The organism is Streptomyces virginiae (assembly GCF_000720455.1).
GTDB classification, from domain to species: Bacteria; Actinomycetota; Actinomycetes; order Streptomycetales; family Streptomycetaceae; genus Streptomyces; species Streptomyces virginiae.
This window is the reverse complement of sequence record NZ_JOAK01000010.1, coordinates 89,262-112,406: the sequence shown is the minus strand read 5'-3', so window position 1 is coordinate 112,406 and position 23,145 is coordinate 89,262. Positions and strand designations below refer to the sequence as shown.

Here is a 23,145-nt window from a genome sequence, read left to right as displayed (position 1 = left end):
GGTGCTTCAAGCGGGCCTTGAGGAAGGGCTCGCAGGATCGGCGACGCTCGCGGGCGCCCGGCGCACAGCACCTGTGCGCCGGGCGCCCGCTCCGTCGTACCCGAGCCGTCTGGAGTACCCGATGACGTCCGCCGCCAGCCGCTTCGCCGACCTCTACGCCGCGGTGGGGCAGCACTACGCCCGCCAGGTCCAGTTCCTCGACGGCGGCAAGTTCGAGGAGTACGCCGCCACCTTCACCGAGGACGGCGAGTTCCAGCACACCCCCGGCGTCCCTCCGGCCCGTACCCCGGCCGGGATCGTCGCCGAACTGCACGCCTTCCACGAGCGGTTCGCCGACGACCCGGTGCAGCGCCGGCACTGGTTCAACATGATCGACCTGAGCCCGCGCGAGGACGGCGACTTCGACGCCGTGTTCTACGCGCTGGTGCTCACCGTCCGGCCCGGCGTCAAGGAACCGCAGGTCGGACCCAGCTGCCTGGTCCGCGACGTCCTGGAGATCACGGACGGGGCGGTGCGCAACCGCTCCCGCCGCGTCGAGCACGACCAGCACGTCCAGCACGTCCAGCCGCTCCAGCACGCGGCCCGTTGAGCAGCGGCTCCGCGTCAACCCGCCCGCCTCCGAAGGGAGAACCCCCCGTCATGTCCCGCAAGCCCGTCGCCCTGGTGACCGGATCCTCGTCCGGAATCGGCGCCGCCGTCGCCCGCAGACTCTCCGACGAGGGGATGACGGTGGTGGTCAACGCGGCCAGGAGCGCCGACGCGGGCCGCAGGCTCGCCGAGTCGCTGCCCGACGCACGGTTCGTCCAGGCCGACATCTCCGACGAGGAGCAGGTACGGCGGCTGCTGGACGAGGTCGCCGCCGAGTACGGGGTCCTCGACCTGCTCGTCAACAACGCCGGTGTCACCCGGGGCATCCCCCACAAGGATCTCGAGGCGGCCACCGGCGAGGTGTGGCGCACCATCCTCGGGGTCAACGTCGTCGGCACCTGGCAGACGACGGTGGCCGCGATGCCGCTGCTGCGCGCCTCGGGCGCCGGCCACGTCGTCAACATCTCCTCCGTCGCCGGGGTCCGGCCCGCCGGCAGTTCCATCCCGTACGCGGTCAGCAAGGCCGCCGTCAACCACATGACCCGGTTGCTGGCGGCCGCCGTCGGCCCGGAGGTGCGGGTGAACGCCATCGCCCCCGGGCTCGTCGACACCCCGTGGACGGAGGCCTTCACCGAGATCCGCGAGCGGGTGCGCGAGGCCGTGCCGCTGCGCCGCACCGGCACTCCGCAGGACATGGCCGAGCTGGTGGTGGGTCTGCACCGGGCCGCCTACACCACCGGCGAGGTGGTGCTCGCCGACGGCGGCGCCCACCTGCTGATCTGAGAGGACGACAGACCGTGAAGCTTGGCGTGAACCTGAGTTACCAGGGCGCCGCGGAGCTGGCCGTGGCGGCCGAACGGCTCGGCTACGACGTGGCACTCGCCCCCGAGGGATACCGCTCGGACGCCGCCAGCGTGCTCGGGCTCGTCGCGGGGCGGACCGAGCGGATCGCGCTCGGGTCCGCCGTGATGCAGATCCCCGCCCGCAGCCCCGCGCTGGCCGCGCTGACCGCCGCGACCCTCCAGTCGCTCTCGGGCGGCCGGTTCCGGCTGGGGCTGGGAGTGTCCAACCCGGATGTGTCCGAGGGCTGGTACGGCGTCCCCTTCGGGCAGCCCCTGGCCCGGACCCGGGAGTACGTGGAGATCGTACGGCGGGCCCTGACGGGCGAGCCGGTCCGCTACGAGGGCCGGCACTACCGGCTGCCCTCCTCCGGCTCCGGTGCGGCCCCGCTGCACGTGATCACCGAGCCGGCGGGTGCGCCCGTACCGGTGTACCTGGGGGCGGTCGGTCCGGGGAACCTGGCGCTGGCCGGCGAGATCGCCGACGGGTGGATCGGGGTGTTCGCCGCTCCCGAGCAGGTGGCCGAGTCGGTCGCGCACATCGAGGCGGGCCGGGCGCGGGCCGGGAGGCCACTGGCCGGCTTCGACGTGATGCCGTGCCTCGCGACCGCGATCGGCGAGGACACCGACGGCTGCGTCGACCGGCTGCGGGCCCACTACGCCTACCTGATGGGCATCGGGGCGCCGGAGCGGAACTTCTACATCGCGCTCGCCACGCGGCTGGGCTTCGGGGCGCAGGCCGCCGAGGTGGGGCGGCTGGCGGGCGAGGGCGACCGGGCGGGGGCCGTGGCGGCGGTGCCGGCCGGGTTCGTGGAGCTGACCGCGCTGACCGGGCCGGTGGACCGGGTCGCGGAGCGGATGCGGCAGTACGCGGAGGCGGGCGTCACCACGCTCGGCATCATGATCTCCTCGATGGCCGGCAGCACGGAGGAGCGGATCTCCGTCCTGGAGGGGGCCATGGCCGCGCTGGACCGGTCCGGTGTCCGCGGCTGACGCCACTGGCGGCGCCGCAAGCGGCAGCGAAAACGCGGGCGGGACACCTGAAGAGGTGTCCCGCCCGCGGGCGTTCAGGACTCTCTCTAGGCCGCCACGCCTGCGGTGATGCGGTCGATCAGCTCGGCCGGGGACGGCTGTCCGGCCATCTCGCGGCGCACCTGCCCGGCCGCGTGCCGGAAGGACTCCTCCGTGAGGAGCCGCGCGGCGGCCTCGGCGATCACGGCGGCGTCCGCCGTCGCGGGTGGCACGGCGAGGCCCACGCCGCGGTCCGTCACCCGGCGGGCGCACAGCTCGTTGTCCGCGCCACTGGGGACCAGCAGTTGGGGCACTCCGTAGTGCAGGGCGGCCGCGGTGGTGCCCGATCCTCCGTGGTGGACCACGAGCGCGCAGTCGCGCAGGATCCCGGAGAGCGGTACGAAGCCGGCCGGGACGAGGTTGGGGGGCAGTGGGCCCAGCGCGCTCAGGTCGGTCTCGTCGTCGGCGAGGACCACTTCCGCGTCCAGGGCGGCAAGGGCGTCGATCAGCAGCCGCAGGGCGCCGGTGCCGCCCGGCAGCAGGGGTGCGACGGTGCCGAGGGTGAGGCAGATGCGGGGCCTGGCGGCCTTGCGCAGCGCCCAGTCGGGCAGTACGGCGCCGCCGTTGTACGGCACGTAGCGCATCGGCAGCCAGGGCACGCCGTCGTACGGGTCGGCCTCCTCGTGCTCCAGGCCGCCGAGGCTGGGGGCGCGCGGGTCGATCCGGCCGAGGAGGTCCGGTTCGCGTTCGCCGAGGCCGAGTGCCTCGCGCAGCCGTAGTACGACGGGGCTGTCGTCGGGGACGACACCGAAACGGGCATTGGTCCGCGCGGCCTCGCGCACGCCCGGGTCGCGCATGGACCAGGACACCCGGTTGCCGACTTCGAGTGCGGGCACTCCGAGGGCTACGGCGGCCAGTTTGCCGGCCTGGTGGTCGGAGCAGTAGACGACGAGGTCCGCGCCGAAGTCGCGGCCGGCGTCGACCGTGCCCCGGGTCATCGCGAGGGTGAACAGCTCGAACGGACGCATGGCGCGGGCGAGTTCCCAGTACCCCTCGGGCAGGCGGGGATCGTCCTCGCAGCCGGGCGCGTCGGGGCCGGCGACGAGGTCCTCGCCGACGTCGCGCAGGGGGAACACGTCGACCACCGGCGCCCCCGCCCAGGCGGCCGCCTTGGCCATGTGGGCGGTGGTGGCGATGAGGATTTCATGGCCCGCCGCGCGCGCCGCCCAGACGAGCGGTACGAGGGGCAGCATCAGCCCGTATCCCGGTGCGGCCGGGAACAGGATCCGCATGAGGACTCCTTAGATTCGGACGGTGCGGTGGTTCACAGAATTCGGTCGACGCTGCGGAAAACGGCCTCGACGAGCCTGCGGATCCTGCCGTCCATGCTTCCCATCACCGCGGAGCCCATATTCGGGACGTATCCGAATGCCAGCTCGCGCTCGGGGTCGGCGAAAGTGAAGACGCCGTTCGCCCCGCTCAACCCGAAGGAATTCTTCAGTCCGGCGTCGGCGGGGAAAACCGCGCTGTCCGGGAGCTGCACCCCCAGCCCCCAGGTGAGCGGGGTCAGCATGACCTCGCAGGTGCCGCTGGAGTGCGGGCGGGCCAGTTCGGCGGTGACGTCGGCTCCGACGAGGCGGACGCCGTCGACCTCGCCGACCAGCGCGGCGAAGAGCCGGGCCAGGGCGTGGGCGCTGGCGAGGCCGCCGTACGAGGGGTCCTCGACGGCCGGGTCGGCCGGATCCTGGGACATGCTGCCGATGGTCGCCCGGTAGGTGAGCGTGCTGGGTTCGCGCAGCTCGACGACCTCGCCGGGGTCGGCGCCGGCCATCAGGGCCTCCGCCTTGGACTCCAGCATGGTGGCGAGGTGGGCGTCGGTGCCGGCGGGGAGCCCGATGTACGCGTCGAGGCCGAGGGGGCCCGCCAGGTGACGGGCGAAGTAGCGGCCGACGGTCAGGCCGGTGCGGCGGCGGATCAGCTCGCTCAGCAGGTGCCCGTAGGTGGTGGCGTGGTAGCCGTGCGCGGTGTCCGGCTCCCACTCGGGGCGGGCCGCGGCCAGCGCCTCGGCCACCGGAGTGTGGGCGCGCAGGGCCGCCAGTGACAGCGGGGCGTGGTCGAGGCAGACCACCCCGGAGCGGTGGGAGAGGATCATCCGGGGGGTGATGGCCGCCTTGCCGTTGGCGGCGAACTCGGGCCAGTGCGCCGCGACCGGCTCGTCGAGGTCGAGGCCCTGTTCCTGCCACAGGTGCAGGAAGGCCGCGGTGACCAGCGCCTTGGTCGGGGAGGCGAGGACGCCCACCGTGCCGGCCCGCCAGGGGTCGGCGCGGTCGGGGTCGGACCAGCCGGCCCACAGGTCCACCACCGGACGGCCCCGGTGGTAGACGCAGACGGCCGCGCCCACCTCCTCGCCCGCGGCGAAGTTCTCCTCGAAGGCGCGCGCGACGTCGGCGAACGCGTCCTCGGCCAGCCCTGCCTGGGGATATTGCTGCACAGTCTTCCGTCCTTCGCGAGGGAGGTGCGGCCGCTTCGCCCGGGTGGGTCCCGGGGCGGCTTTCGGTCGGCTCCGACCTGTGATGATCCGACCGCCGCTCGGGCCCCGCTCGAATACCGGTCATGTTCCGCTCGTAAGGGAATACAGAAGCCCGCGCGGGGTGACCGGAAGGGAAATCGTCTGGCAGGATCGGCGCCATGCGATTCCGCACAAAGGCTGTTCTCCTCGGAAAGCAGGCATTCCTCTGGGGGAATGGGATGGAATTTTCCGCACGGAAGGTGGCCGCGTGTTCTCCGGCATAGCTGAATTCCATGACTGGTACGCGGGGCGGCGCCGTGCCCACGGCTACCGGGTGGATCGGATCCCGCTCGACGCCCTCGACGGCTGGCGCACCGACCCCGACTCGGGCAACCTCGTCCACCGCACCGGGCGGTTCTTCACCGTCGAGGGGCTGGACGTGGCGGACTCCGGCCGGGAGGTGAGTGCCTGGCAGCAGCCGATCATCGTCCAGCCGGAGCAGGGCGTCCTGGGCATCCTGGTCAAGGAGTTCGGGGGCGTCCCGCACTTCCTGCTCCAGGTCAAGATGGAGCCGGGCAACGTCAACGGCCTCCAGCTCTCGCCGACCGTGCAGGCGACCCGGTCCAACTTCACCGGTGCGCACGGCGGCAGGTCGGTCCCCTACCTGGAGTACTTCACGGCGCCGCGCTCGGGCCGGGTCCTGTCGGACGTCCTGCAGTCGGAGCAGGCGTCCTGGTTCCTGGCCAAGCGCAACCGCAACATGATCGTGCAGGTCGACGGGGACGTCCCCGTGCTGGAGGACTTCTGCTGGCTGGACTTCGAGCAGATCGCCCTGCTGCTGCGCGAGCCGAACCTGGTCAACATGGACACCCGGACGGTCCTGGCCGGCGCCGCCTCGTGGCGGGACCGTGACGCCGATCTGGTCGCGGACACCTTCCGGGGCGCGCTGGCCCGCTCCTGGGCCCCCGGCAACGTGGCCCTGCACGACACCACCCACCTGCTGAGCTGGTTCACCGAGGCCAAGAACCGCTGCACGCTGACCCGGCAGCTGGTCCCGCTCACCAAGGTCGAGGGGTGGAGCCGGCGCGACGGTGCCCTGGTCCACGACCGGGACCAGCACTTCGCCGTCATCGGGGTGTCCGTCGAGACCGACAGCCGGGAGGTGGCGCGCTGGCACCAGCCCATGTTCGAACCGCGCAGCCAGGGCGTCATCGCCTTCCTGGTCCGCCGTATCGGGGGCGTGCTGCACGTCCTGATGCAGGCCCGGACCGAGACGGGCGGCTTCGACGGCGTGGAGATGGCCCCGACCGTGCAGTGCCAGCCCGACAGTTACCGCGGCCTGCCCGAGGAACGCCGGCCGCGGTTCCTCTCGGAGGTGCTGGAGGCGCCCCCGGAGCGGATCCGCTTCGACCGGGTCCATTCGGAGGAGGGCGGTCGCTTCTACCACGCGCAGAACCGCTACCTGCTGGTCGAGGTCGGGGACGACTTCCCGCTGCGGGTGCCCGACGACTACGCCTGGATCACCCTGCGCCAGCTCACCGACTTCGTGCGCTACGGCAACCACCTGAACGTCGAGGCCCGGAGCCTGCTGACGTTCGCGGGCTTCTACAAGGAGGACGACGAGTGACCACCCATGTCTGGGACTACCTTCCGGAGTACGAGGCGGAGCGGGAGGACATCCTCGACGCCGTGCAGCAGGTCTTCGCCAGCGGCCGGCTGGTGCTGGGCGAGAGCGTGCGCGGCTTCGAGGCCGAGTTCGCCGCCCGCCACGGCCTGCCGCACTGCGTCGGCGTCGACAACGGCACCAACGCGGTCCAGCTGGCGCTGGAGTCCCTCGGCGTGGGCCGCGGCGACGAGGTCGTCACCGTCTCGAACACCGCCGCGCCGACCGTCGTCGCCATCGACGCGGCGGGCGCCGTCCCGGTCTTCGTGGACGTCCGCGCCGAGGACCACCTGATGGACACCGACCAGGTGGCCGCGGCGATCACCCCGCGCACCAAGGCGCTGCTGCCGGTGCACCTGTACGGCCAGTGCGTGGACATGGCCCCGCTGCGGCGCCTGGCCGACGAGCACGGGCTGGCGATCGTGGAGGACTGCGCGCAGGCCCACGGCGCCCGGCACCACGGAGCGCCGGCCGGGACCATGGGCGACGCCGCGGCGTTCTCCTTCTACCCGACCAAGGTGCTGGGGGCGTACGGCGACGGCGGGGCCGTCCTGACCGGCTCCGCCGACACCGACCGCGCGCTGCGCCGGCTGCGGTACTACGGCATGGAGGAGGTGTACTACGTCGAGCGGACGCCCGGCCACAACAGCCGGCTCGACGAGGTCCAGGCCGAGATCCTGCGCCGCAAGCTGACCCGGCTCGACGCCTACGTGGCGGGCCGGCGCCGGGTGGCGCGCCGCTACGCCGAGGGGCTCGCCGGGCTGTGCGGGCCGGGCGGGCTGACCCTGCCGGCCACGGCCGCGGGCAACGAGCACGTGTACTACGTGTACGTGGTGCGCCACCCGCGCCGCGACGAGATCATCAGCGCCCTCAAGGAGCGCTACGACATCTCCCTCAACATCAGCTATCCGTGGCCGGTCCACACGATGCGCGGCTTCGCCCACCTCGGTGTGGAGGCCGGCTCGCTGCCGGTCACCGAGCGGCTGGCCGGGGAGATCTTCTCGCTGCCCATGTACCCGTCGCTGCCGGAGGCCGTGCAGGACAAGGTCATCGAGGCCCTCCACGAGGTCCTGCGGACGCTCTAGCCGCCCCAACCGCCCGATCGAAAGGCCCACACCATGCCTGCCAGCACGGACACCCTCATCTACCGCCGCGCCGACGTCTACCACGACTTCTACCACGGCCGCGGCAAGGACTACCGGGCCGAGGCGGCCGTCGTGCGCGAACTCGTCGAGCAGCGCGCCGCGGTGCCCCCGGCCGACGGCTCGCTGCTGGACGTCGCCTGCGGCACCGGCTCCCACCTGGCCGAGCACAACGGCTTCTTCGGCCACGTGGCCGGGGTGGACCTGTCCGCCGAGATGCTCGCCGTCGCCGCCCGCGACAACCCCGGGACGCCGCTGACGGAGGGCGACATGCGCGACTTCCGGCTCGGCCGCACCTTCTCCGCCGTCACCTGCATGTTCAGTTCGGTCGGTTACCTGGAGACCCCCGCCGACCTGGACGCGGCCGTCGCGAACCTGGCCGGGCACCTGGAGCCCGGCGGCGTCCTCGTCGTCGAACCCTGGTGGTGCCCGGAGAGCTTCGTGCCCGGCTGGGTCGGCGCCGATGTGGTCCGCACCGGGGAGCGGACCATCTCCCGGGTCTCCCACACCGTCCGCGCCGGGCGGACCAGCCGGATGGAGGTGCACTACACCGTCGCGGACCCCCGCACCGGCATCGAGCACTTCACCGACACCCACGTCATGAGCCTGTTCGAGCGCACGGAGTACCGGGACGCGTTCCTGCGGGCCGGTCTGGAGCCCACGTACGTGCGCCACGAGCTGTACGGACCGGGGCTGTTCGTCGCCACCCGCCCCGGCGGTGGCGCGTGAAGGTCCGCGAGCTGGCGGTCGAGGGCGCGTACGCCTTCGAACCCGAGGTCTTCCACGACGAGCGCGGCTCGTTCCGCTCGCCGCACCAGGAGGCCGCCTTCGGCACGGCACTGGGCGGCCCGCTCTTCCCGGTCGCCCAGGTCAGCACCAGCCGGTCGCGGCGCGGGGTGGTGCGCGGGGTGCACTACACGGCCACGCCCGGGTCCATGGCCAAGTACGTGCTCTGCACCGGCGGCCGCGCCCTGGACGTGGTGGTCGACCTCCGGCTCGGCTCGCCCACCTTCGGGCGCAGCGAGCGGGTGGAGCTCTCCCCGGAGGCGGGCACCGCGCTCTACCTGCCGCCGGGTGTGGGGCACCTGTTCGCCGCGCTGGAGGAGGACACCGTGATGGTGTACCTGCTGTCGGCGGCCTACCGGGCGGACAAGGAGCGGGCCGTGCACCCGCTGGACCCCGCGCTGGGCCTGGAGCTGCCCGGCGGGCACGACGCGGTGCTGTCCGAGCGCGACCGGGTGGCGCCGACGCTGGCCGCTGCCCGCGAGGCCGGGCTGCTGCCCGCGTACGCCGACTGCGTGCAGGCCGGCGCCGGCGCCCTCGGTGGAGGCGGGCGGTGAGCGCGCCGCGGCAGGTCGTGGTGCTCGGGGCGTCGGGCTTCCTCGGGTCGGCCGTGGTCCGGGAGCTGGCCGCCGACCCTACCGTCCGGGTGCGCGCGGTCTCCCGGCGGCCGGTCCCGCTCCCGGAGCGGCTCGCCGGGCGGGTGGAGGTGCTCACCGGCGACCTCACCGAGCGGGACGTCCTGGCCCGGGCGGTGGCCGGCGCCGACGCCGTACTGCCCTTCACGGCCCGGATCCGCGGGGTGTCGGGGTGGCGGCTGTCCGAGGACGACCAGGAGGCGGAGCGGGTCAACGTCGGCCTGGTCCGGGACCTGGTGGCGCTGCTCGCCGAACGTCCCCCCGGCGCCGGGGGCCCGCCCGCGGTCGTCTTCCCGGCCAGCAACACCCAGGTGGGGCGGGTCACCGCCGAGCGCATCGACGGCTCCGAACCGGACCGCCCCGAGGGGGTGTACGACCGGCAGAAGCACGCCGCCGAGTCCCTGCTGAAGCAAGCCGCGGCGCGGGGCCTGGCCCGGGCCGTCAGTCTCAGGCTGCCGCCCGTGTACGGGCCGGGCACTGCGACGGCCGACGACCGCGGGGTGGTGTCCACCATGATCCGGCGGGCGCTGGCCGGGGAGCCGCTGACGATGTGGCACGACGGCACGGTCCGCCGCGACCTGTTGTACGTGGAGGACGCCGCCCGGGCGTTCACGACTGCCCTGGCGCACGCGGAGGCGCTGTCCGGCCGCCACTTCCTGATCGGTACCGGCCGGGCGCGGCCGCTCGGCGAGGTCTTCGGGGCGGTGGCGCACGCCGTGTCGCGCCACACGGGAGCCGAGCCGGTACCGGTGGTGTCGGTGGAGCCGCCCGCGCACGCCGATCCGACCGACTTCCGCAGCCTGGAGGTCGACCCTTCGGCGTTCACGGCCGCGACGGGCTGGCGGGCACGTACCGCGCTGGACGAGGCCCTGGACCGGACGGTGAGCGCCGTGGCCCGCGAGGCCGGCGCGGCGTCCCGGCCCTGACCCCGGCGCCGCGGCACGAGGAGCGCACGGGGAGAGCACACGACGGCCCCGCCCGGTCCGGGCGGGGCCGTCGTCGTGCGTCGGGCAGGCGGGTCACGCCCGCAGCGACTCCAGTACGGAGACCACCCGGGCCGGGGCCGGCTGCGCGGCGATCTCCGCACCGATCTCCGCGGCCCGCTCCCGGGGGCCGGGACCGGCCAGCAGGGTGGCCGCCGCACGGGCGATCCGGGCGCCGGACTGCTCGCCGTCGGCCAGCACCACGGCCGCGCCACGGGCCTCGATGCGGCGGCACGGCTCCAGCATCTTCGGGATCGTGGGCACCAGCAGCTGCGGCACGCCCGCGTGCAGGGCGGTCATGGCGGTCTGTCCGCCGCCGTGGTGGACGATGAGGTCGCACGTGGCCAGCAGGGTGTCCAGGGCGAACCAGCCGGCCCGGACCCCGGGCACCTCGGCGGTCAGCGCGTCGGCCACGTCCTGCGGGGCGGCGACCACCAGTTCCCCGTCGAGGCCCTCCACCGTCCGGGCGAGCTCGACCAGTTCGGCCACCCCGTCGGGCCCGGAGACCCGGCTGCCCGCGGTGACGCACACCCGGGGCCGGTCCGGCCTGCGCAGCATCCACGGCTCCAGCGGCCGGCGCAGGTTGGCGGGGACGAACCGCATCGACTGCCGGGGGCCGGGGGCCGGGTCCGCGGCGCGCAGCCCCGGCGGGCAGATGTCCACCCAGAGCTCCGGCACGGGCAGTCCGTCCAGCCCGGCCCCGCCGAGTTCGGCGGACAGCTCGGCGGCGGCTCCGGCGTCCATGCCCGGCGGCTCGCCGAGGTCCCAGGTGTGCCGCACCCACGGGACGCGGAGCTCGTGGGCGAGCAGCGCCGCCGCGTAGCAGAGCGACCCGCCGACCACGAGGTCCGGGCTCCAGTCGGCGGCCAGGGCGCGCAGCCGGGGCAGGGAGGCGGCGGCGAGCCGTCCGAACCCCTCCCCGTTGAAGCGGATCCGCTCCTGCGGGTCGCCGGGGATGGACAGTTCGCGCCCGGCACGGTCCTCGAACATGAAGCGGCGCATGGTCCCGTCGGTGACGGGCAGGACGGGCAGCCCGGTGCCCGTGACGTACGGGGCCATGTCCTCCGGGGACGCGACGAGGACGTCATGGCCGGCGAGACGGGCCGCCGAGGCGAGCGGGGCGAGGGCGAACACGGTCGCCGGACTCCCCCCGGTGATAAAGAGGATCTTCATCGCACGGACGGTGCACCGCGGCACTAGAGAACCGCTGGACCGCCGTCCGTCCTGAGCGCACATCGAGCGCCTCTTGAGCCGAGGTTGACCGCCTGCGCCTACCAAGGGATCCGGCCGGGTTTCTCCCGGTCCTACCGAGTCACCTCTTCGAGAAGGAAACCGATTCGATGTCCCGTCGTGTCGTGATAACCGGTATGGGGGTGCGCGCACCGGGAGGAAGCGGCACGGAGGAGTTCTGGTCCCTGCTGGCCGCGGGTCGTACCGCGACCCGCCGGATCAGCTTCTTCGACCCCACCCCCTTCCGCTCCCAGCTCGCGGGCGAGTGCGACTTCGACGCGGGGGCCGAAGGGCTCACCCCGCGGGAGGTCCGCAGGATGGACCGGGCGACGCAGTTCGCCGTGGTCTGCGCCCGCGACGCGGTGTCGGACAGCCGCCTCGACTTCGGCGCGCTCGACCCGTCCCGGGTCGGCGTGAGCCTGGGCAGCGCCGTGGCCGCCGCGACCAGCCTGGAGCGCGAGTACCTGGTGCTGTCCGATGCCGGACGGCAGTGGGAGGTCGACCCCGGCTACCTGTCGCCGCACATGTACGACTATCTGACCCCCGGGAAGATGCCCGCCGAGGTCGCGTGGACGGTGGGCGCGGAGGGCCCGGTGGCCCTGGTGTCCAACGGCTGCACCTCCGGGCTGGACGCCGTCGGCAACGCCGTACAGCTGATCGCGGACGGCACCGCCGACGTGATGCTGGCCGGAGCGGCCGACACCCCGGTGACCCCGGTCGTGGTGGCCAGCTTCGACGCGATCAAGGCCACCACCAACCGCAACGACGACCCCGCGCACGCCTCCCGCCCCTTCGACGCCTCCCGCAACGGCTTCGTCCTGGCCGAGGGCGCGGCCGTCTTCGTCCTGGAGGAGCTGGAGCGGGCGCGGGCCCGCGGCGCGACGATCTACGCCGAGGTCAGCGGGTACGCCACCCGCCTCAACGCCTACCACATGACCGGTCTGAAGACGGACGGCCGTGAGATGGCCGAGGCCATCAGGGTCGCGCTGGACCAGTCCCGGCTGAACGCCGACGCGATCGACTACGTCAACGCCCACGGATCGGGAACCGTGCAGAACGACCGGCACGAGACGGCCGCGTTCAAGCGCGCTCTGGGCGACCACGCCTACCGCACCCCGATCAGCTCGATCAAGTCCATGGTGGGCCACTCGCTCGGGGCCATCGGCTCCGTGGAGATCGCGGCGTGCGCGCTCGCCATGAAGCACAACGTGGTGCCGCCCACCGCCAACCTCTACCGGTCCGACCCCGAGTGCGACCTCGACTACGTGCCGCTGACCGCCCGCGAGCAGCGCGTGGACACCGTGCTGACCGTGGGCAGCGGGTTCGGCGGTTTCCAGAGCGCGATGCTGCTGCGGCGGCCGGAAGGAGTGTCATGACGACCACAGTGTTCACGGGGCTGGGAGTCGTCGCCCCCAACGGAGCCGGCACCGAGGAGTTCTGGTCGGCGACCCTGGAGGGCCGCAGCGGCATCGCCGACATCACCGCCTTCGACGCCTCCGGCTATCCGGCCCGGCAGGCCGGCGAGGTACGGGGCTTCGACCCGGCGGCGCACCTGCCGAACCGGCTGCTGCCGCAGACCGACCGGTCCACCCGGTTCGCGCTGACCGCCGCGGAACTGGCCCTGGCCGACGGCGGCGTGGATCCGGGCGCGCTCGTCGACTACGACATGGGCGTGATCACCGCCAACGCGTTCGGCGGCTTCGAGTTCACCCACCGCGAGTTCGCGAAGCTGTGGTCCAAGGGGCCGCAGTTCGTCAGCGTGTACGAGTCCTTCGCCTGGTTCTACGCCGTCAACACCGGCCAGATCTCCATCCGCCACCAGCTGCGCGGCCCGGGCAAGGCCCTCGTCGCCGAGCAGGCGGGCGGGCTGGACGCACTCGGCCACGCCCGGAGGGCGCTGCGCCGCGGCGAGGCGAAGCTGGTCGTCACCGGCGGCGCGGACTCGGCGCTCGACCCGTGGGGCTGGGCCGCGCAGTGGTCGGGCGGCCGGGTGGCCGCTTCCGGGGAGTACCGGCCGTTCGACCGTACGGCGAGCGGGCACGTGCCCGGCGAGGGCGCCGCGATCCTGGTCCTGGAGGACGCGGACGCGGCCCGCGGGCGCGGCGTGTCCCGCGTGTACGGCGAACTCGCCGGGCAGGCCTCCACCTTCGACCCGCCGCCCGGGTCGCCGAGGCCGCCGGCCCTGCGCCGAGCCGTCGAGCTCGCGCTGGCCGAGGCCGGGACCGCCCCGGCCGAAGTGGACGTGGTCTTCGCGGACTCGGCGGGCCTGCCCGCCCTGGACCGGGGCGAGGCCGAGGCCCTGCGCGAGGTGTTCGGCGCCCACGGCGTCCCGGTGACCGCACCCAAGGCGCTGACCGGGCGGCTGCACTCCGCGGGCGGGCCGCTGGACGTGGTGGCCGCGCTGCTGTCGCTGCGCGACGGGGTGATCCCGCCGACCGCGAACACCGACGACGTACCGGAGGAGTACGGCATCGACCTGGTCCGCAAGGCCCCCAGGGAGGCGCGGCTGTCGACGGCCCTCGTCCTGGCCCGGGGGACGGGCGGCTTCAACTCGGCCGCCGTCGTCCGGACGTACGACCACTGATGGAACGAGCAGTAACGATGAAGGAGATGGGAACGATGAGCGACCCGACCACCACCACGATGACCCTGGACGACCTGCGCCGGATCCTGTCGGAGTCCGCCGGCAGCGAGGGCGGCCAGCTCGACGGAGACATCCTCGACACCGCCTTCACGGAGCTGGGATACGACTCGCTGGCTCTGCTGGAGACCTCGGCCGTCATCCAGCGCGAGTACGGGGTGGAGATCCCGGACAAGGTCGCCACCCCGCGCGAGCTGCTGGACTCCGTCAACGGCTCCCTCCCCGCGGCGGGCTGAGGCATGCGTCGGCACACCCGGCACGCCCTGACCTCCACCGCGCCGCCGCAGGCGCTGTACGACCTCGCCGCCGACGTCGGCCGGTGGCCGGCCGTGTTCGCGCCCAGCGTCGCCGCGCACTATCTGGAGCGCGGCGAGCTCTCCGAGCGGTTCCGGCTGTGGGCCACGGTGGGGGGCGAGGTCAAGACGTGGGTATCGCGCCGCACCCTGGACCCGCTGAACCTGCGGATCCGGTTCGACCAGGAGGAGAGCGCTGCGCCCATCGCCTCGATGGGCGGCGAATGGATCTTCGAGGTGCGTGAGGACGGCGGTACGGACATCGTGCTGCTGCACGACTTCACGGCGGTCGGCGACGACCCGGACACCGTGGACTGGATCAACGCCGCGCTGGACCGCAACAGCCCGCTGGAACTGGCGGCTCTGGCCCGCATCGCCGAGCTCGGCGCGGACGCGGGGGACCTGGTGTTCTCCTTCTCCGACACCGTCACCCTGGCCTGCACCGCGCAGGAGGCCTACGCGTTCGTGCACCGCGCGGACCTGTGGCCCGAGCGGCTGCCCCACGTGGGCCGGGTGGAGCTCACCGAGGACGCCGCCGGGGTGCAGGAGATGGAGATGGACACCGTCACCGCCGACGGTGCGGCGCACACCACCCGTTCGCTGCGCGTCTGCCGGCCCGGGGAGCGGATCGCCTACAAGCAGCTGGTGCCGCCGCGGCTGCTGCTCGGACACAGCGGTGTCTGGGAGTTCACCGACTCCGGGGCCGGGACGGGCGCCCGGGTCACGGCCGAGCACACGGTGGTGATCGACCCCGCCGCCGTGGAGGAGGTCCTCGGGGCGGGCGCCACGGTGGCCGACGCCCGCCGGCACCTGCGCGAGGTGCTCGGCAGGAACAGCCGTACGACGCTGGAGCTGGCGGACCGCACCACCGCCGCCTGACCCGTCCGAGGCGCAACCGGCCCATGCCACCGGCCTCCAGGATCCTGGGAGATCCTGGAGGCCGATGGCGTGTGCGGTGGGACGGACGACGGGGGCGGTCGGGCGGGCGGCTCAGGCGGAGCGGCGCCAGAAGACGCTGTACTCGTCGATGGCCTCGATCTCGTCCGTGATGCCGTGCTTCTCGCGGAACTCGTCCACGGCCTTGCGGCAGGCCGGGATGAAGTAGTCGTCGATCACGACGAAGCCCCCGGCGGAGAGCTTCGGGTAGAGGTTGTCGAGGGCGTCGAGGGTGGACTCGTACAGGTCGCCGTCGAGGCGCAGCACCGCGAGGCGCTCGACGGGAGCGGTCGGCAGCGTGTCCTTGAACCAGCCCGGAAGGAACCGGACCTGGTCGTCGAGGAGTCCGTAGCGGCCGAAGTTCTCCCGCACGGTGTCGGCGGTGACGCCGAGCACTCCGTTGCAGCGGTGCAGGGCCATCTCCCGGTCCATGGGGTGGCCGTCCTCGCCGGTGTCCGGGATGCCCTCGAAGGAGTCGGCGAGCCAGACGTTCCGGTCGGTGATCCCGTGGGCCTTGAGATATCCGCGGGCGAAGATGCAGACGCCGCCGCGCCAGACGCCGGTCTCGATGAAGTCCCCGGGTACGCCGTCGGCGACGACCCGGTCGAGGAGCGTGCGGATGTTGCGGATGCGCTTGAGGCCCACCATGGTGTGCGCGACGCTCGGCCAGTCGGTGCCGGTCTCACGGTTCTCGGGGCGGAACTCGTGCTCGGGGAACCACTCGTTGGGGATCGGGGCGTCCTCGTAGACGAGGTTGGTGACGACCTTTTCCAGCAGGTCCAGGTACAGCTCGGCCGTGTTCTCCATGCGGGGTGCGGGTCCTTTCGGGGCTTCGGGCGGCGCGGGCGCGCCGGGAGTGCGTACGGGCGGCGGCCGGTCAGTAGTTGCCCAGGCCGCCGCAGACGTTGAGGGCCTGCGCGGTGACGGAGGCGGCGCCCGGGCCGACGAGGTAGTCGACCATCGCGCCGACCTCCTCGGGGAGCACGTACCGGCCGACCGGCACGCGGGCGCTGACGCGGGCGTGGGCCTCGTCGACGGTGACGTCCCACAGGCCGGCGTACGTCTCGCGGACCCGGGCGGCCATCGGCGTCTCGACGAAGCCGGGGCAGACGGCGTTGACGGTGACCCCGGTCCGGGCCAGCTCCAGGCCGAGGGACTTGGAGAAGCCGACGACTCCGTGCTTGGAGGCCGAGTAGGGGGCGCCGTGCAGGACGCCCTGCTTGCCGCCGGTGGAGGCGATGTTGATGATCCGGCCCCAGCCCTGCTCCAGCATGCCGCCGTGGTTGAGGACGTCTTTCGTCATCAGGAACACGCTGTTGAGGTTGGTGTTGATGACGTCGAGCCAGAGCTCGTCGGGGACCTCCCGGGTCACGCCGCCGCCGGAGCGGCCGGCGTTGTTGACGAGGATCCCCACCGGGCCGAAGCGCTCGGTCGCGGCCCGGACGAAGGCGGTGATGTCCTCGCGGGAGGTCACGTCCAGGCTCCGGCCGTCGACGTCCAGTCCCTCGGACCGCAGTGCGGCGACGGTCTGCTCCACACGGTCGGCGGTGCGGGCGCCCAGGAAGACGCGGTGGCCGGCGCGGGCCAGCCGGGTGGCGATCTCCAGGCCGATTCCGCTGGTGGCTCCGGTGACGAGGGCGGTGCGTACGTCTGCGTGGGCAGGGGCGTTGGCGTTGGCGTTGGCCATGTTTCCTCCGCGAAGGGTCGGCTGGGAGGCGTCACGCTCGCAGCGGCCGCTCAAAGCGCCCTTCACGAGCCCTGGAAAACCGCTAGAGCGCGGGCCGGGGCCCTCGGCTCACGCCCCGCGCGCACTCCCCCCGAGCGACCGGTACACGGCCGCGACCAGGCGGTGGGCCCGGTCGTTCATGCGGCCGATGGTGCGCGAGCCGGCGTTCTGGACGTATGCGAAGGCCAGTTCGTGGTCGGGGTCGGCGAAGACGAAGGTGCCGTTGGCGCCGTCGAAGCCGAAGGCGCGGGGACCGAGTCCGGCGGAGGCCGGGAAGACCGGGCTGTCCGGGAGCATGAAGCCGAGGCCCCAGGTGCTGGGCAGCAGCACCACCTCGCACGTACCGCGGGAGTAGGGGCGGGCCAGTTCGTCGGTGCGGTCGGGGCCGATGAGACGGATGCCGTCGACCTCGCCGACGAGGGCGGCGAACAGCCGGGACAGCGAGCCGGCGCCGGCCAGCCCTCCGTACGAGGGGTCCTCGACGGAGGGATCCAGGGCGTCGTACAGCCGCATGCTGCCGATCATGGCCCGGTGGGTGAGCGACCCGGGTTCGCCGAGGGCTCGGAGCATGTCCAGCTCCGTACCGGGGTCCGCGCCGTCCATCAGGGCCTCCGCCTTGGATTCCAGCATCGTGGCGAGGTGGGCGTCGGTGCCGGCGGGCAGCCCGATGTACGCGTCGAGGCCGAGGGGGCCCGCCAGGTGGCGGGCGAAGTAGCGGCCTGCGGTGAGCCCGGTGCGGCGGCGGATCAGCTCGCTCAGCAGGTGCCCGTAGGTGGTGGCGTGGTAGCCGTGCGAGGTGTCCGGTTCCCACTCGGGGCGGGCCGCGGCCAGCGCCTCGGCGACCGGGGTGTGGGCGCGCAGGGCGGACGGGGTGAGGGGCGCGTGGTCCAGGCAGACGATCCCGGAGCGCTGCGTGAGGATCATGCGGGGGGTGATGGCCGCCTTGCCGTTGGCGCCGAACTCGGGCCAGTGCGCCGCGACCGGCTCGTCCAGGTCCAGCCGCTGCCGGTCGGCCAGGTGCAGATAGGCCGCGGTGACCAGTGCCTTGGTCGGGGAGGCGAGCACCGCCAGCGTGTCCGAACGCCACGGATCGGTGCGCGCGGGATCCGCCCAGCCGCCCCAGAGGTCCACCACGGGGCGGCCCCGGTGGTAGACGCCCACGGCCGCGCCCAGCTCCTCGCCCGCCGCGAAGTTCTCCTCGAAGACGGCCGCGACCTCGCCGAACGCGTCCGCCGCCAGCCCTGCCTGGGGGTATTCGTGCACAGTCTTCCGTCCTTCGCGCCGGGAGAGCGGCCCTCCTTCCTGACGGCCGACTGCCGTCTCTCTACGAACCGCCGCTCGGGCATCGCTCGAGCGGCGGACGGGGCGGCGGCGCGGCGGGGCCCGGCCGGGCTCCCGCCGTCAGGTCACCCCGCCGAGGCGAGGACCAGGGGGAGGACCTGGTCGGCGCCCGCCCGGCGGAGCAGCCGGGCGGCGACCGCGAGGGTCCAGCCGGAGTCGGTGCAGTCGTCCACGAGCAGGACGGGGCCGGAAGCGCCGGCCAGCACACCGGCCAGCTCCTCGGGCACGGTGAACGCGTCGGACAGCGCCCGCAGGCGTTGGGCGGAGTTGCTGCGGCGTGCCGCGTGCGCCCCGCCCGGCCCGGTGTACGCCAGCGTGCCGAGGAACGGGAGCCGGCCGACGGCAGCGATCCCCTGGGCCAGGGAACCGACCAACTGCGGTCGGGTCATGGACGGCAGGGCGACGACCCCGACGGGGCGGGCGGAGGCGTCCGCGACGTTCGGCGCCCAACCGCCGGGAGAGCGCGCCCAGTCGGCGAGGACGGCCACCGCGGCGTTCAGGACGTCGTCCGGGACCGGTACGTCGGGGGCGTTCTCGGCCAGCAGGGGCCGCAGCCGGTTGCCCCAGCCGATGTCCGAGAGCCGGCCCAGGGCGCGGCCGGTGGAGCACTGCTCGCCGGCGGGGATCCGCCCCTTGAGGTTGACGCCCAGGGCCGGCATGCCCGTCGGCCACATGCGGCGCGGTTCGACCTCCACGCCGGGACGGTCCAGTTCCTTCGCCGCCCCGGTCAGCATCTCCGCCGAGACGGCGGAATCGGCCCAGGGCCCCGCGCAGTTGTCGCAGCGGCCGCACGGGGCGGCCCCTTCGTCGTCGAGCTGACGGCGCAGGAACTCCATGCGGCACCCCGTCGTGCTCACGTAGTCGCGCATGGCCTGCTGTTCGGCGGCCCGCTGGCGGGCCACCCACGCGTACCGCTCGGAGTCGTAGACCCACTGTCGGCCGGTGGACGCCCAGCCGCCCTTCACCCGCTTGACCGCGCCGTCCACGTCGAGGACCTTCAGCATCGTCTCCAGCCTGGTGCGCCGGAGGTCCACCGCCGCCTCCAGCGCTGGCACGGACAGCGGCCGTCCCGCGTCGGCGAGCGCCGAGAGGGTCTGGCGGACCTGTGCCTCCGGGGGGAAGGCGGTGTCGGCGAAGTAGCGCCAGATGGCCTCGTCCTCCTTGCCGGGCAGCAGCAGCACGTCGGCGTGCTCGACGCCGCGACCGGCGCGGCCCACCTGCTGGTAGTAGGCGATCGGCGATGACGGCGAGCCGAGGTGGACCACGAATCCGAGGTCCGGCTTGTCGAAGCCCATGCCCAGCGCGGAGGTCGCGACCAGCGCCTTGACCCGGTTCTCCTGCAGGTCGGTCTCCGCCTGCAGGCGGTCGGCGTTCTCCGTGCGCCCGGTGTACGGGGCCACCGCGAAGCCGCGCTGGCGCAGGAAGGCGGTGGCCTCCTCGGCCGCGGCGACGGTGAGGGCGTAGATGATCCCGGAGCCCGGCAGCTCGTCCAGGTGCTCGGCGAGCCAGGCCAGCCGGTGGGCGGCGTCCGGCAGCCGGACCACGCCCAGCCGCAGGCTCTCCCGCTCCAGCGGGCCGCGCAGCACCAGGGCCTCGCCGGCGCCGGTGCCCAGCTGTTCCGCCACGTCCGCCGTGACGCGCGCGTTGGCGGTCGCCGTGGTGGCCAGCACCGGCACCCCGGGGGCGAGTTCGGCCAGCATGGCCCGCAACCGGCGGTAGTCGGGGCGGAAATCGTGGCCCCAGTCGGAGATGCAGTGGGCCTCGTCGACCACCAGCAGACCGGTCGTGGCCGCGAGCTTGGGCAGCACCTGTTCGCGGAAGTCGACGGAGTTGAGTCGTTCCGGGCTCACCAGGAGGACGTCGGTCTCGCCGTGCTCGACCTCCTTGTAGATGGTGTCCCACTCCTCCGGGTTGGCGGAGTTGATGGTGCGGGCCCGGATGCCGGCCCGCGCCGCCGACTCGACCTGGTTGCGCATCAGAGCCAGCAGCGGCGAGATGATCACCGTGGGGCCGGAGCCGCGACGGCGCAGCAGGGCGGTGGCGACGAAGTACACCGCCGACTTCCCCCAGCCGGTGCGCTGCACCACCAGTGCCCGGCGGCGCTCCTGGACCAGGGCCGCCACCGCCTGCCACTGGTCCTCCCGCAGCCGCGCCGACCCCCCGGGGTCGCCGACCAGCTCGGCGAGGATCGTGTCGGCTTCGGTGCGCAGCTCCTGGTTTTCCATACCCCCATGCAACCCGATGGCTACGACACTCGGCCACTTCACCCCGCGAAGGAGGCGTTCTCGCTGGTGCCGACGCTCCGCGGACGACCGGATGCGTCATTCTCGGCGTGGCGGGGCAAGGATATGAACGGCATACCGGCGAATTCCGGTCGGCGTCGTCAATTGCTCGTTGCCGCATGCTCGGAAGCCACGCGAGAATCGGAGTGCTCCCGCTCGGCTCCCCGGCACCCTCCTGGGCCGCGCTGCGGCGCGCCCTGACTCCAGCCGTGCCCGTCCGCGGGCGTGTACCCGAAGGGAGGAACGTGACCTTCGGATTCACGCCGCCTTCGACATCGTCCCTGGCAACGGCCACCGGCGGTGCGAGCCGGCACGGCAGACTGCTGGAACCGTCCGAGTGGACGTCGGCGGGCATTCCCCTGCTGCGCAATCCGCGCGAGGTGGTCAGCGGGCTGCACTCCCGGCACAGCCCGGTGCCCTCGACCGCGGTGATCGCCGTCCTCGGCCCGGAGGACCAGCTCGTGGCGAGCGCCTCCTTCGTGCAGCGCTCGGCGTCGGCCGACGGCTGGGAGTACCGCAACGCCCTGCTGTCCCGGCTGCGCCGGGTCCTCCCGCACGACCTGCGGCGCCGGACCCCGGTACGGACGGCCGTGCTGCTCTACTGCCGCGAGGGCGACGAGCGGTGGACCCCGGAGGACGGCGCGTGGATGTGGGGGCTGCGGGACGCCTGCACCCTGCACGGGCTGCGCTGCGGGGCGTACATCACGCTGACCCGCGACGGCTGGCAGGTGCTGGGCGAAGGCCGTGGCGGCCGGCGGCCCAGTTCGGATTCGCGGCCCCAGCGGCTCGGTGACACCGTGGCCGAGTTCGCTCCGCTCGCCCTGCACACCGGCGGCGGCGCAGTCGAGGCCCTGCGCCGGACCGCCGCGCGCTGACGCCCGTACCCGGCGCACGGCCTGCCCGCGGGCAGGCCTCACGGCCGTACACCCGGGACCGGGCGTACGGCGGATCAGGCTTCGGGCACCCTTGCGGGCGTCGGCTCGGGCTGCGGCGCGGACCTCGGCCCGGGTCCCGGCCCGGGCTTCAGCGGGGCCGGCTCAGCGCCCGCCCCGCCCCTCGCCCGTGCCGGGGTACAGGGCGTCAGACGCCCGCACCCAGCACGGAGTTGATCTGCTGCGGGTCACCGCACACGATCAGCAGCGCACCCGCACGGGTGAGCGCGACCGGGAGGGAGCCCGCGACGGTGTCGACCGCTCCGCCGTTGGCCGCGAAGACCACGACGGGACGGCCGGCGGCACGCTGGACCTGCGCCGCGTCCGCGTAGAAGACGTCGTCCCCGGCGTCGTGCAGGGCCCAGTACGCGGCCTCGCCGAAGGACAGCTCGTGAGCGGCCCACGGGTGCGGGTCGCCGGTGGTGAGCACCAGGATGTCGCCGGGCGCGCGCCCGGTGTCGAGCAGCAGGTCCACGGCCTCTTCGGCCGCGTCCAGCGCACCCTCGGCGGACGCCGGGATCAGCTGGATCTGCGGCACCGCCGCGGAGACGGACGGTGCGGTGGGGGCAGGGGCTGCGGGAACGGGTCCGGGGGTGGCCTGCGCCGCACGCTGCGCGGGGGGTGCGGGCCGGGCGGGACCGGGGCGACCGGGCCGCGGGACGGCGGCGGGACGCGGACCAGGTACGGGGCGGGGGGTCTGCGCGGTGCGGCTCGCGGCCGGCGTGACGCGGGGACCCTGGGCACTCTCGTGAATCTGAGGCTCCTCGATGGCGGGGGTGAGAGGCATGAGTTGACATCTATCAAACACCGGTACGAAACGTACCGGCCGGTGGCACATGGGTGCGATCAGAAATCGAAGCCGAGTTGGCCTCCGTTTTCCAGCTCCATCGACTCCTCGCTGCGGCGCACCTTCTTCAGGTGGCGCCATCGGGGCAGCGCGTCGAGGTACGACCACGAGAGCCGGTGGTAGGGGGTGGGCCCCCGCTCCTCCAGGGCCGCGCGGTGTACGGGCGAGGGGTACCCGGCGTTGGCGGCGAAGGCGAAGTCCTCGATCCCGCCGCCCTGTTCGCCGAGTTCGGCCATCATGCGGTCGCGGCGGACCTTGGCGATGACCGAAGCCGCGGAGACGGCGATGCAGGACTGGTCGCCCTTGATCACCGTACGGACCCGCCAGGGCGGGCCGAGATAGTCGTGCTTGCCGTCGAGTATCACCGCGTCGGGCCGCACCGGCAGGGCTTCCAGGGCGCGTTCCGCCGCGAGCCGCAGGGCGGCCGTCATCCCGAGCTCGTCGATCTCCTCGGGCGTGGAGTGCCCGAGCGCGTACGCGGTGACCCAGTCCTCCAGGACGTCGAGCAGGGCGTCGCGTCGCTTGGGGGTGAGCAGTTTGGAGTCGGTGAGCCCGGTGGGCGGCCGGCGCAGGCCCGTGATCGCCGCGCACACGGTGACGGGACCGGCCCAGGCCCCTCGTCCGACTTCGTCGACCCCGGCGATGACCTTGGCGCCGGTGGTTGCACGGAGGGAGCGCTCGACGGTGTGGGTGGGTGCTTCGTACGGCATGGCGCCAGCAAGGTTACGCCGCCCCGAGCCCACTGCACACCCCCGCCCGGGTCC

General features: G+C 73.6%; 22 protein-coding genes. 13 read left to right on the top strand and 9 right to left on the bottom strand.

The window, feature by feature from the left end:
* The first annotated feature begins 121 nt into the window (after window positions 1-121).
* Genes IG86_RS0117390 through IG86_RS0117380 form a run of 3 tightly spaced genes read left to right on the top strand, consistent with a single transcriptional unit; the run spans window position 122 to window position 2,420 of the window.
* Window positions 122-589 (top strand): nuclear transport factor 2 family protein, encoded by a 468-nt coding sequence (locus IG86_RS0117390; protein WP_030821335.1) that lies wholly within the window; start codon window positions 122-124, stop codon window positions 587-589.
* A gap of 50 nt (window positions 590-639) precedes the next feature.
* Window positions 640-1,371 (top strand): SDR family NAD(P)-dependent oxidoreductase, encoded by a 732-nt coding sequence (locus tag IG86_RS0117385; RefSeq protein ID WP_030821333.1) that lies wholly within the window; start codon window positions 640-642, stop codon window positions 1,369-1,371.
* A gap of 14 nt (window positions 1,372-1,385) precedes the next feature.
* Window positions 1,386-2,420: an LLM class flavin-dependent oxidoreductase gene (locus tag IG86_RS0117380; RefSeq protein ID WP_030897761.1), complete on the top strand. Its 1,035-nt coding sequence runs from the start codon at window positions 1,386-1,388 to the stop codon at window positions 2,418-2,420.
* An 86-nt stretch (window positions 2,421-2,506) separates the two neighbouring features.
* Here the strand turns inward: IG86_RS0117380 and IG86_RS38800 are convergent, their stop codons facing one another.
* Window positions 2,507-3,730, bottom strand: a complete 1,224-nt coding sequence (locus IG86_RS38800) for a nucleotide disphospho-sugar-binding domain-containing protein (RefSeq protein WP_030821329.1) — start codon at window positions 3,728-3,730, stop codon at window positions 2,507-2,509.
* A 32-nt stretch (window positions 3,731-3,762) separates the two neighbouring features.
* A complete protein-coding gene (locus tag IG86_RS0117370) occupies window positions 3,763-4,929 on the bottom strand; it encodes a serine hydrolase domain-containing protein (RefSeq protein WP_078905934.1) in 1,167 nt (388 codons plus the stop codon).
* A 286-nt stretch (window positions 4,930-5,215) separates the two neighbouring features.
* Here IG86_RS0117370 and IG86_RS0117365 point away from each other — a divergent pair, with 286 nt between their 5' ends.
* From IG86_RS0117365 to IG86_RS0117345, 5 genes are read left to right on the top strand one after another with little or no spacing between them, the layout of a single operon-like run.
* Window positions 5,216-6,574: an NDP-hexose 2,3-dehydratase family protein gene (locus IG86_RS0117365; protein WP_030821326.1), complete on the top strand. Its 1,359-nt coding sequence runs from the start codon at window positions 5,216-5,218 to the stop codon at window positions 6,572-6,574.
* Entirely contained in the window at window positions 6,571-7,695 is a 1,125-nt protein-coding gene (locus IG86_RS0117360; protein WP_030897756.1) for a DegT/DnrJ/EryC1/StrS family aminotransferase, read from the top strand. The genes IG86_RS0117365 and IG86_RS0117360 overlap by 4 nt, the downstream gene beginning before the upstream one ends.
* Window positions 7,696-7,728: 33 nt before the next feature.
* On the top strand, window positions 7,729-8,481 hold the full coding sequence (locus IG86_RS0117355; RefSeq protein WP_051785242.1) for a class I SAM-dependent DNA methyltransferase: 753 nt from the start codon (window positions 7,729-7,731) through the stop codon (window positions 8,479-8,481).
* A complete protein-coding gene (locus IG86_RS0117350) occupies window positions 8,478-9,092 on the top strand; it encodes a dTDP-4-dehydrorhamnose 3,5-epimerase family protein (RefSeq protein ID WP_030821319.1) in 615 nt (204 codons plus the stop codon). Before IG86_RS0117355 ends, IG86_RS0117350 begins: the two co-directional genes overlap by 4 nt.
* Window positions 9,089-10,096 (top strand): NAD-dependent epimerase/dehydratase, encoded by a 1,008-nt coding sequence (locus tag IG86_RS0117345; RefSeq protein ID WP_030897748.1) that lies wholly within the window; start codon window positions 9,089-9,091, stop codon window positions 10,094-10,096. The genes IG86_RS0117350 and IG86_RS0117345 overlap by 4 nt, the downstream gene beginning before the upstream one ends.
* Window positions 10,097-10,189: 93 nt before the next feature.
* On the opposite strand, the gene IG86_RS0117340 is transcribed toward IG86_RS0117345, so the two are convergent.
* Window positions 10,190-11,326: a glycosyltransferase gene (locus tag IG86_RS0117340; protein WP_030821315.1), complete on the bottom strand. Its 1,137-nt coding sequence runs from the start codon at window positions 11,324-11,326 to the stop codon at window positions 10,190-10,192.
* A 167-nt stretch (window positions 11,327-11,493) separates the two neighbouring features.
* Between IG86_RS0117340 and IG86_RS0117335 the strand changes: the two genes are divergently transcribed.
* Genes IG86_RS0117335 through IG86_RS0117320 form a run of 4 tightly spaced genes read left to right on the top strand, consistent with a single transcriptional unit; the run spans window position 11,494 to window position 15,196 of the window.
* Entirely contained in the window at window positions 11,494-12,759 is a 1,266-nt protein-coding gene (locus IG86_RS0117335) for a beta-ketoacyl-[acyl-carrier-protein] synthase family protein (protein WP_030650395.1), read from the top strand.
* Window positions 12,756-13,967, top strand: coding sequence for a ketosynthase chain-length factor (locus IG86_RS0117330; protein ID WP_030897745.1), 1,212 nt, complete (start codon window positions 12,756-12,758; stop codon window positions 13,965-13,967). Before IG86_RS0117335 ends, IG86_RS0117330 begins: the two co-directional genes overlap by 4 nt.
* A 35-nt stretch (window positions 13,968-14,002) precedes the next feature.
* Window positions 14,003-14,260: an acyl carrier protein gene (locus IG86_RS0117325; protein ID WP_030650389.1), complete on the top strand. Its 258-nt coding sequence runs from the start codon at window positions 14,003-14,005 to the stop codon at window positions 14,258-14,260.
* A 3-nt stretch (window positions 14,261-14,263) separates the two neighbouring features.
* Window positions 14,264-15,196: an aromatase/cyclase gene (locus IG86_RS0117320; protein WP_030897741.1), complete on the top strand. Its 933-nt coding sequence runs from the start codon at window positions 14,264-14,266 to the stop codon at window positions 15,194-15,196.
* A gap of 111 nt (window positions 15,197-15,307) precedes the next feature.
* Here IG86_RS0117320 and IG86_RS0117315 read toward each other — a convergent pair whose 3' ends face one another.
* The 4 genes from IG86_RS0117315 to IG86_RS0117300 all read right to left on the bottom strand — a co-directional run bounded on the left by IG86_RS0117315 (window position 15,308) and on the right by IG86_RS0117300 (window position 20,545).
* Complete coding sequence (locus tag IG86_RS0117315) at window positions 15,308-16,060, bottom strand: TylF/MycF family methyltransferase (protein ID WP_030821305.1); 753 nt, start codon at window positions 16,058-16,060, stop codon at window positions 15,308-15,310.
* 70 nt (window positions 16,061-16,130) lie between these two features.
* A complete protein-coding gene (locus tag IG86_RS0117310) occupies window positions 16,131-16,940 on the bottom strand; it encodes an SDR family NAD(P)-dependent oxidoreductase (protein ID WP_030650380.1) in 810 nt (269 codons plus the stop codon).
* A 108-nt stretch (window positions 16,941-17,048) separates the two neighbouring features.
* The gene (locus tag IG86_RS0117305; RefSeq protein WP_063761541.1) at window positions 17,049-18,242 is read right to left on the bottom strand and encodes a serine hydrolase domain-containing protein; all 1,194 of its coding nucleotides are present in this window, start codon (window positions 18,240-18,242) and stop codon (window positions 17,049-17,051) included.
* Between the two features lie 143 nt (window positions 18,243-18,385).
* On the bottom strand, window positions 18,386-20,545 hold the full coding sequence (locus IG86_RS0117300) for a RecQ family ATP-dependent DNA helicase (protein WP_030897735.1): 2,160 nt from the start codon (window positions 20,543-20,545) through the stop codon (window positions 18,386-18,388).
* Window positions 20,546-20,847: 302 nt separating this feature from the next.
* On the opposite strand from IG86_RS0117300, the gene IG86_RS0117295 reads away from it, so the two are divergent.
* Window positions 20,848-21,477, top strand: a complete 630-nt coding sequence (locus tag IG86_RS0117295; protein WP_030821299.1) for a hypothetical protein — start codon at window positions 20,848-20,850, stop codon at window positions 21,475-21,477.
* Window positions 21,478-21,682: 205 nt separating this feature from the next.
* On the opposite strand, the gene IG86_RS0117290 is transcribed toward IG86_RS0117295, so the two are convergent.
* Together IG86_RS0117290 and IG86_RS0117285 are read right to left on the bottom strand one after the other, a co-directional pair.
* Complete coding sequence (locus IG86_RS0117290) at window positions 21,683-22,321, bottom strand: hypothetical protein (protein ID WP_030821296.1); 639 nt, start codon at window positions 22,319-22,321, stop codon at window positions 21,683-21,685.
* Window positions 22,322-22,380: 59 nt separating this feature from the next.
* Window positions 22,381-23,091, bottom strand: a complete 711-nt coding sequence (locus IG86_RS0117285) for a ribonuclease HII (protein ID WP_030821293.1) — start codon at window positions 23,089-23,091, stop codon at window positions 22,381-22,383.
* Window positions 23,092-23,145: the final 54 nt, after the last annotated feature.

What these genes read in the sequence shown, in the direction of transcription:
- IG86_RS0117390 (WP_030821335.1), top strand. Translation starts at nt 122, where the DNA reads ATGACGTCCGCCGCCAGCCGCTTCGCCGACCTCTACGCCGCGGTGGGG.
- IG86_RS0117385 (WP_030821333.1), top strand. Translation starts at nt 640, where the DNA reads ATGTCCCGCAAGCCCGTCGCCCTGGTGACCGGATCCTCGTCCGGAATC.
- IG86_RS38800 (WP_030821329.1), bottom strand. Translation starts at nt 3,730, where the DNA reads ATGCGGATCCTGTTCCCGGCCGCACCGGGATACGGGCTGATGCTGCCC.
- IG86_RS0117355 (WP_051785242.1), top strand. Translation starts at nt 7,729, where the DNA reads ATGCCTGCCAGCACGGACACCCTCATCTACCGCCGCGCCGACGTCTAC.
- IG86_RS0117340 (WP_030821315.1), bottom strand. Translation starts at nt 11,326, where the DNA reads ATGAAGATCCTCTTTATCACCGGGGGGAGTCCGGCGACCGTGTTCGCC.
- IG86_RS0117335 (WP_030650395.1), top strand. Translation starts at nt 11,494, where the DNA reads ATGTCCCGTCGTGTCGTGATAACCGGTATGGGGGTGCGCGCACCGGGA.
- IG86_RS0117330 (WP_030897745.1), top strand. Translation starts at nt 12,756, where the DNA reads ATGACGACCACAGTGTTCACGGGGCTGGGAGTCGTCGCCCCCAACGGA.
- IG86_RS0117325 (WP_030650389.1), top strand. Translation starts at nt 14,003, where the DNA reads ATGAGCGACCCGACCACCACCACGATGACCCTGGACGACCTGCGCCGG.
- IG86_RS0117320 (WP_030897741.1), top strand. Translation starts at nt 14,264, where the DNA reads ATGCGTCGGCACACCCGGCACGCCCTGACCTCCACCGCGCCGCCGCAG.
- IG86_RS0117315 (WP_030821305.1), bottom strand. Translation starts at nt 16,060, where the DNA reads ATGGAGAACACGGCCGAGCTGTACCTGGACCTGCTGGAAAAGGTCGTC.
- IG86_RS0117310 (WP_030650380.1), bottom strand. Translation starts at nt 16,940, where the DNA reads ATGGCCAACGCCAACGCCAACGCCCCTGCCCACGCAGACGTACGCACC.
- IG86_RS0117300 (WP_030897735.1), bottom strand. Translation starts at nt 20,545, where the DNA reads ATGGAAAACCAGGAGCTGCGCACCGAAGCCGACACGATCCTCGCCGAG.
- IG86_RS0117290 (WP_030821296.1), bottom strand. Translation starts at nt 22,321, where the DNA reads ATGCCTCTCACCCCCGCCATCGAGGAGCCTCAGATTCACGAGAGTGCC.
- IG86_RS0117285 (WP_030821293.1), bottom strand. Translation starts at nt 23,091, where the DNA reads ATGCCGTACGAAGCACCCACCCACACCGTCGAGCGCTCCCTCCGTGCA.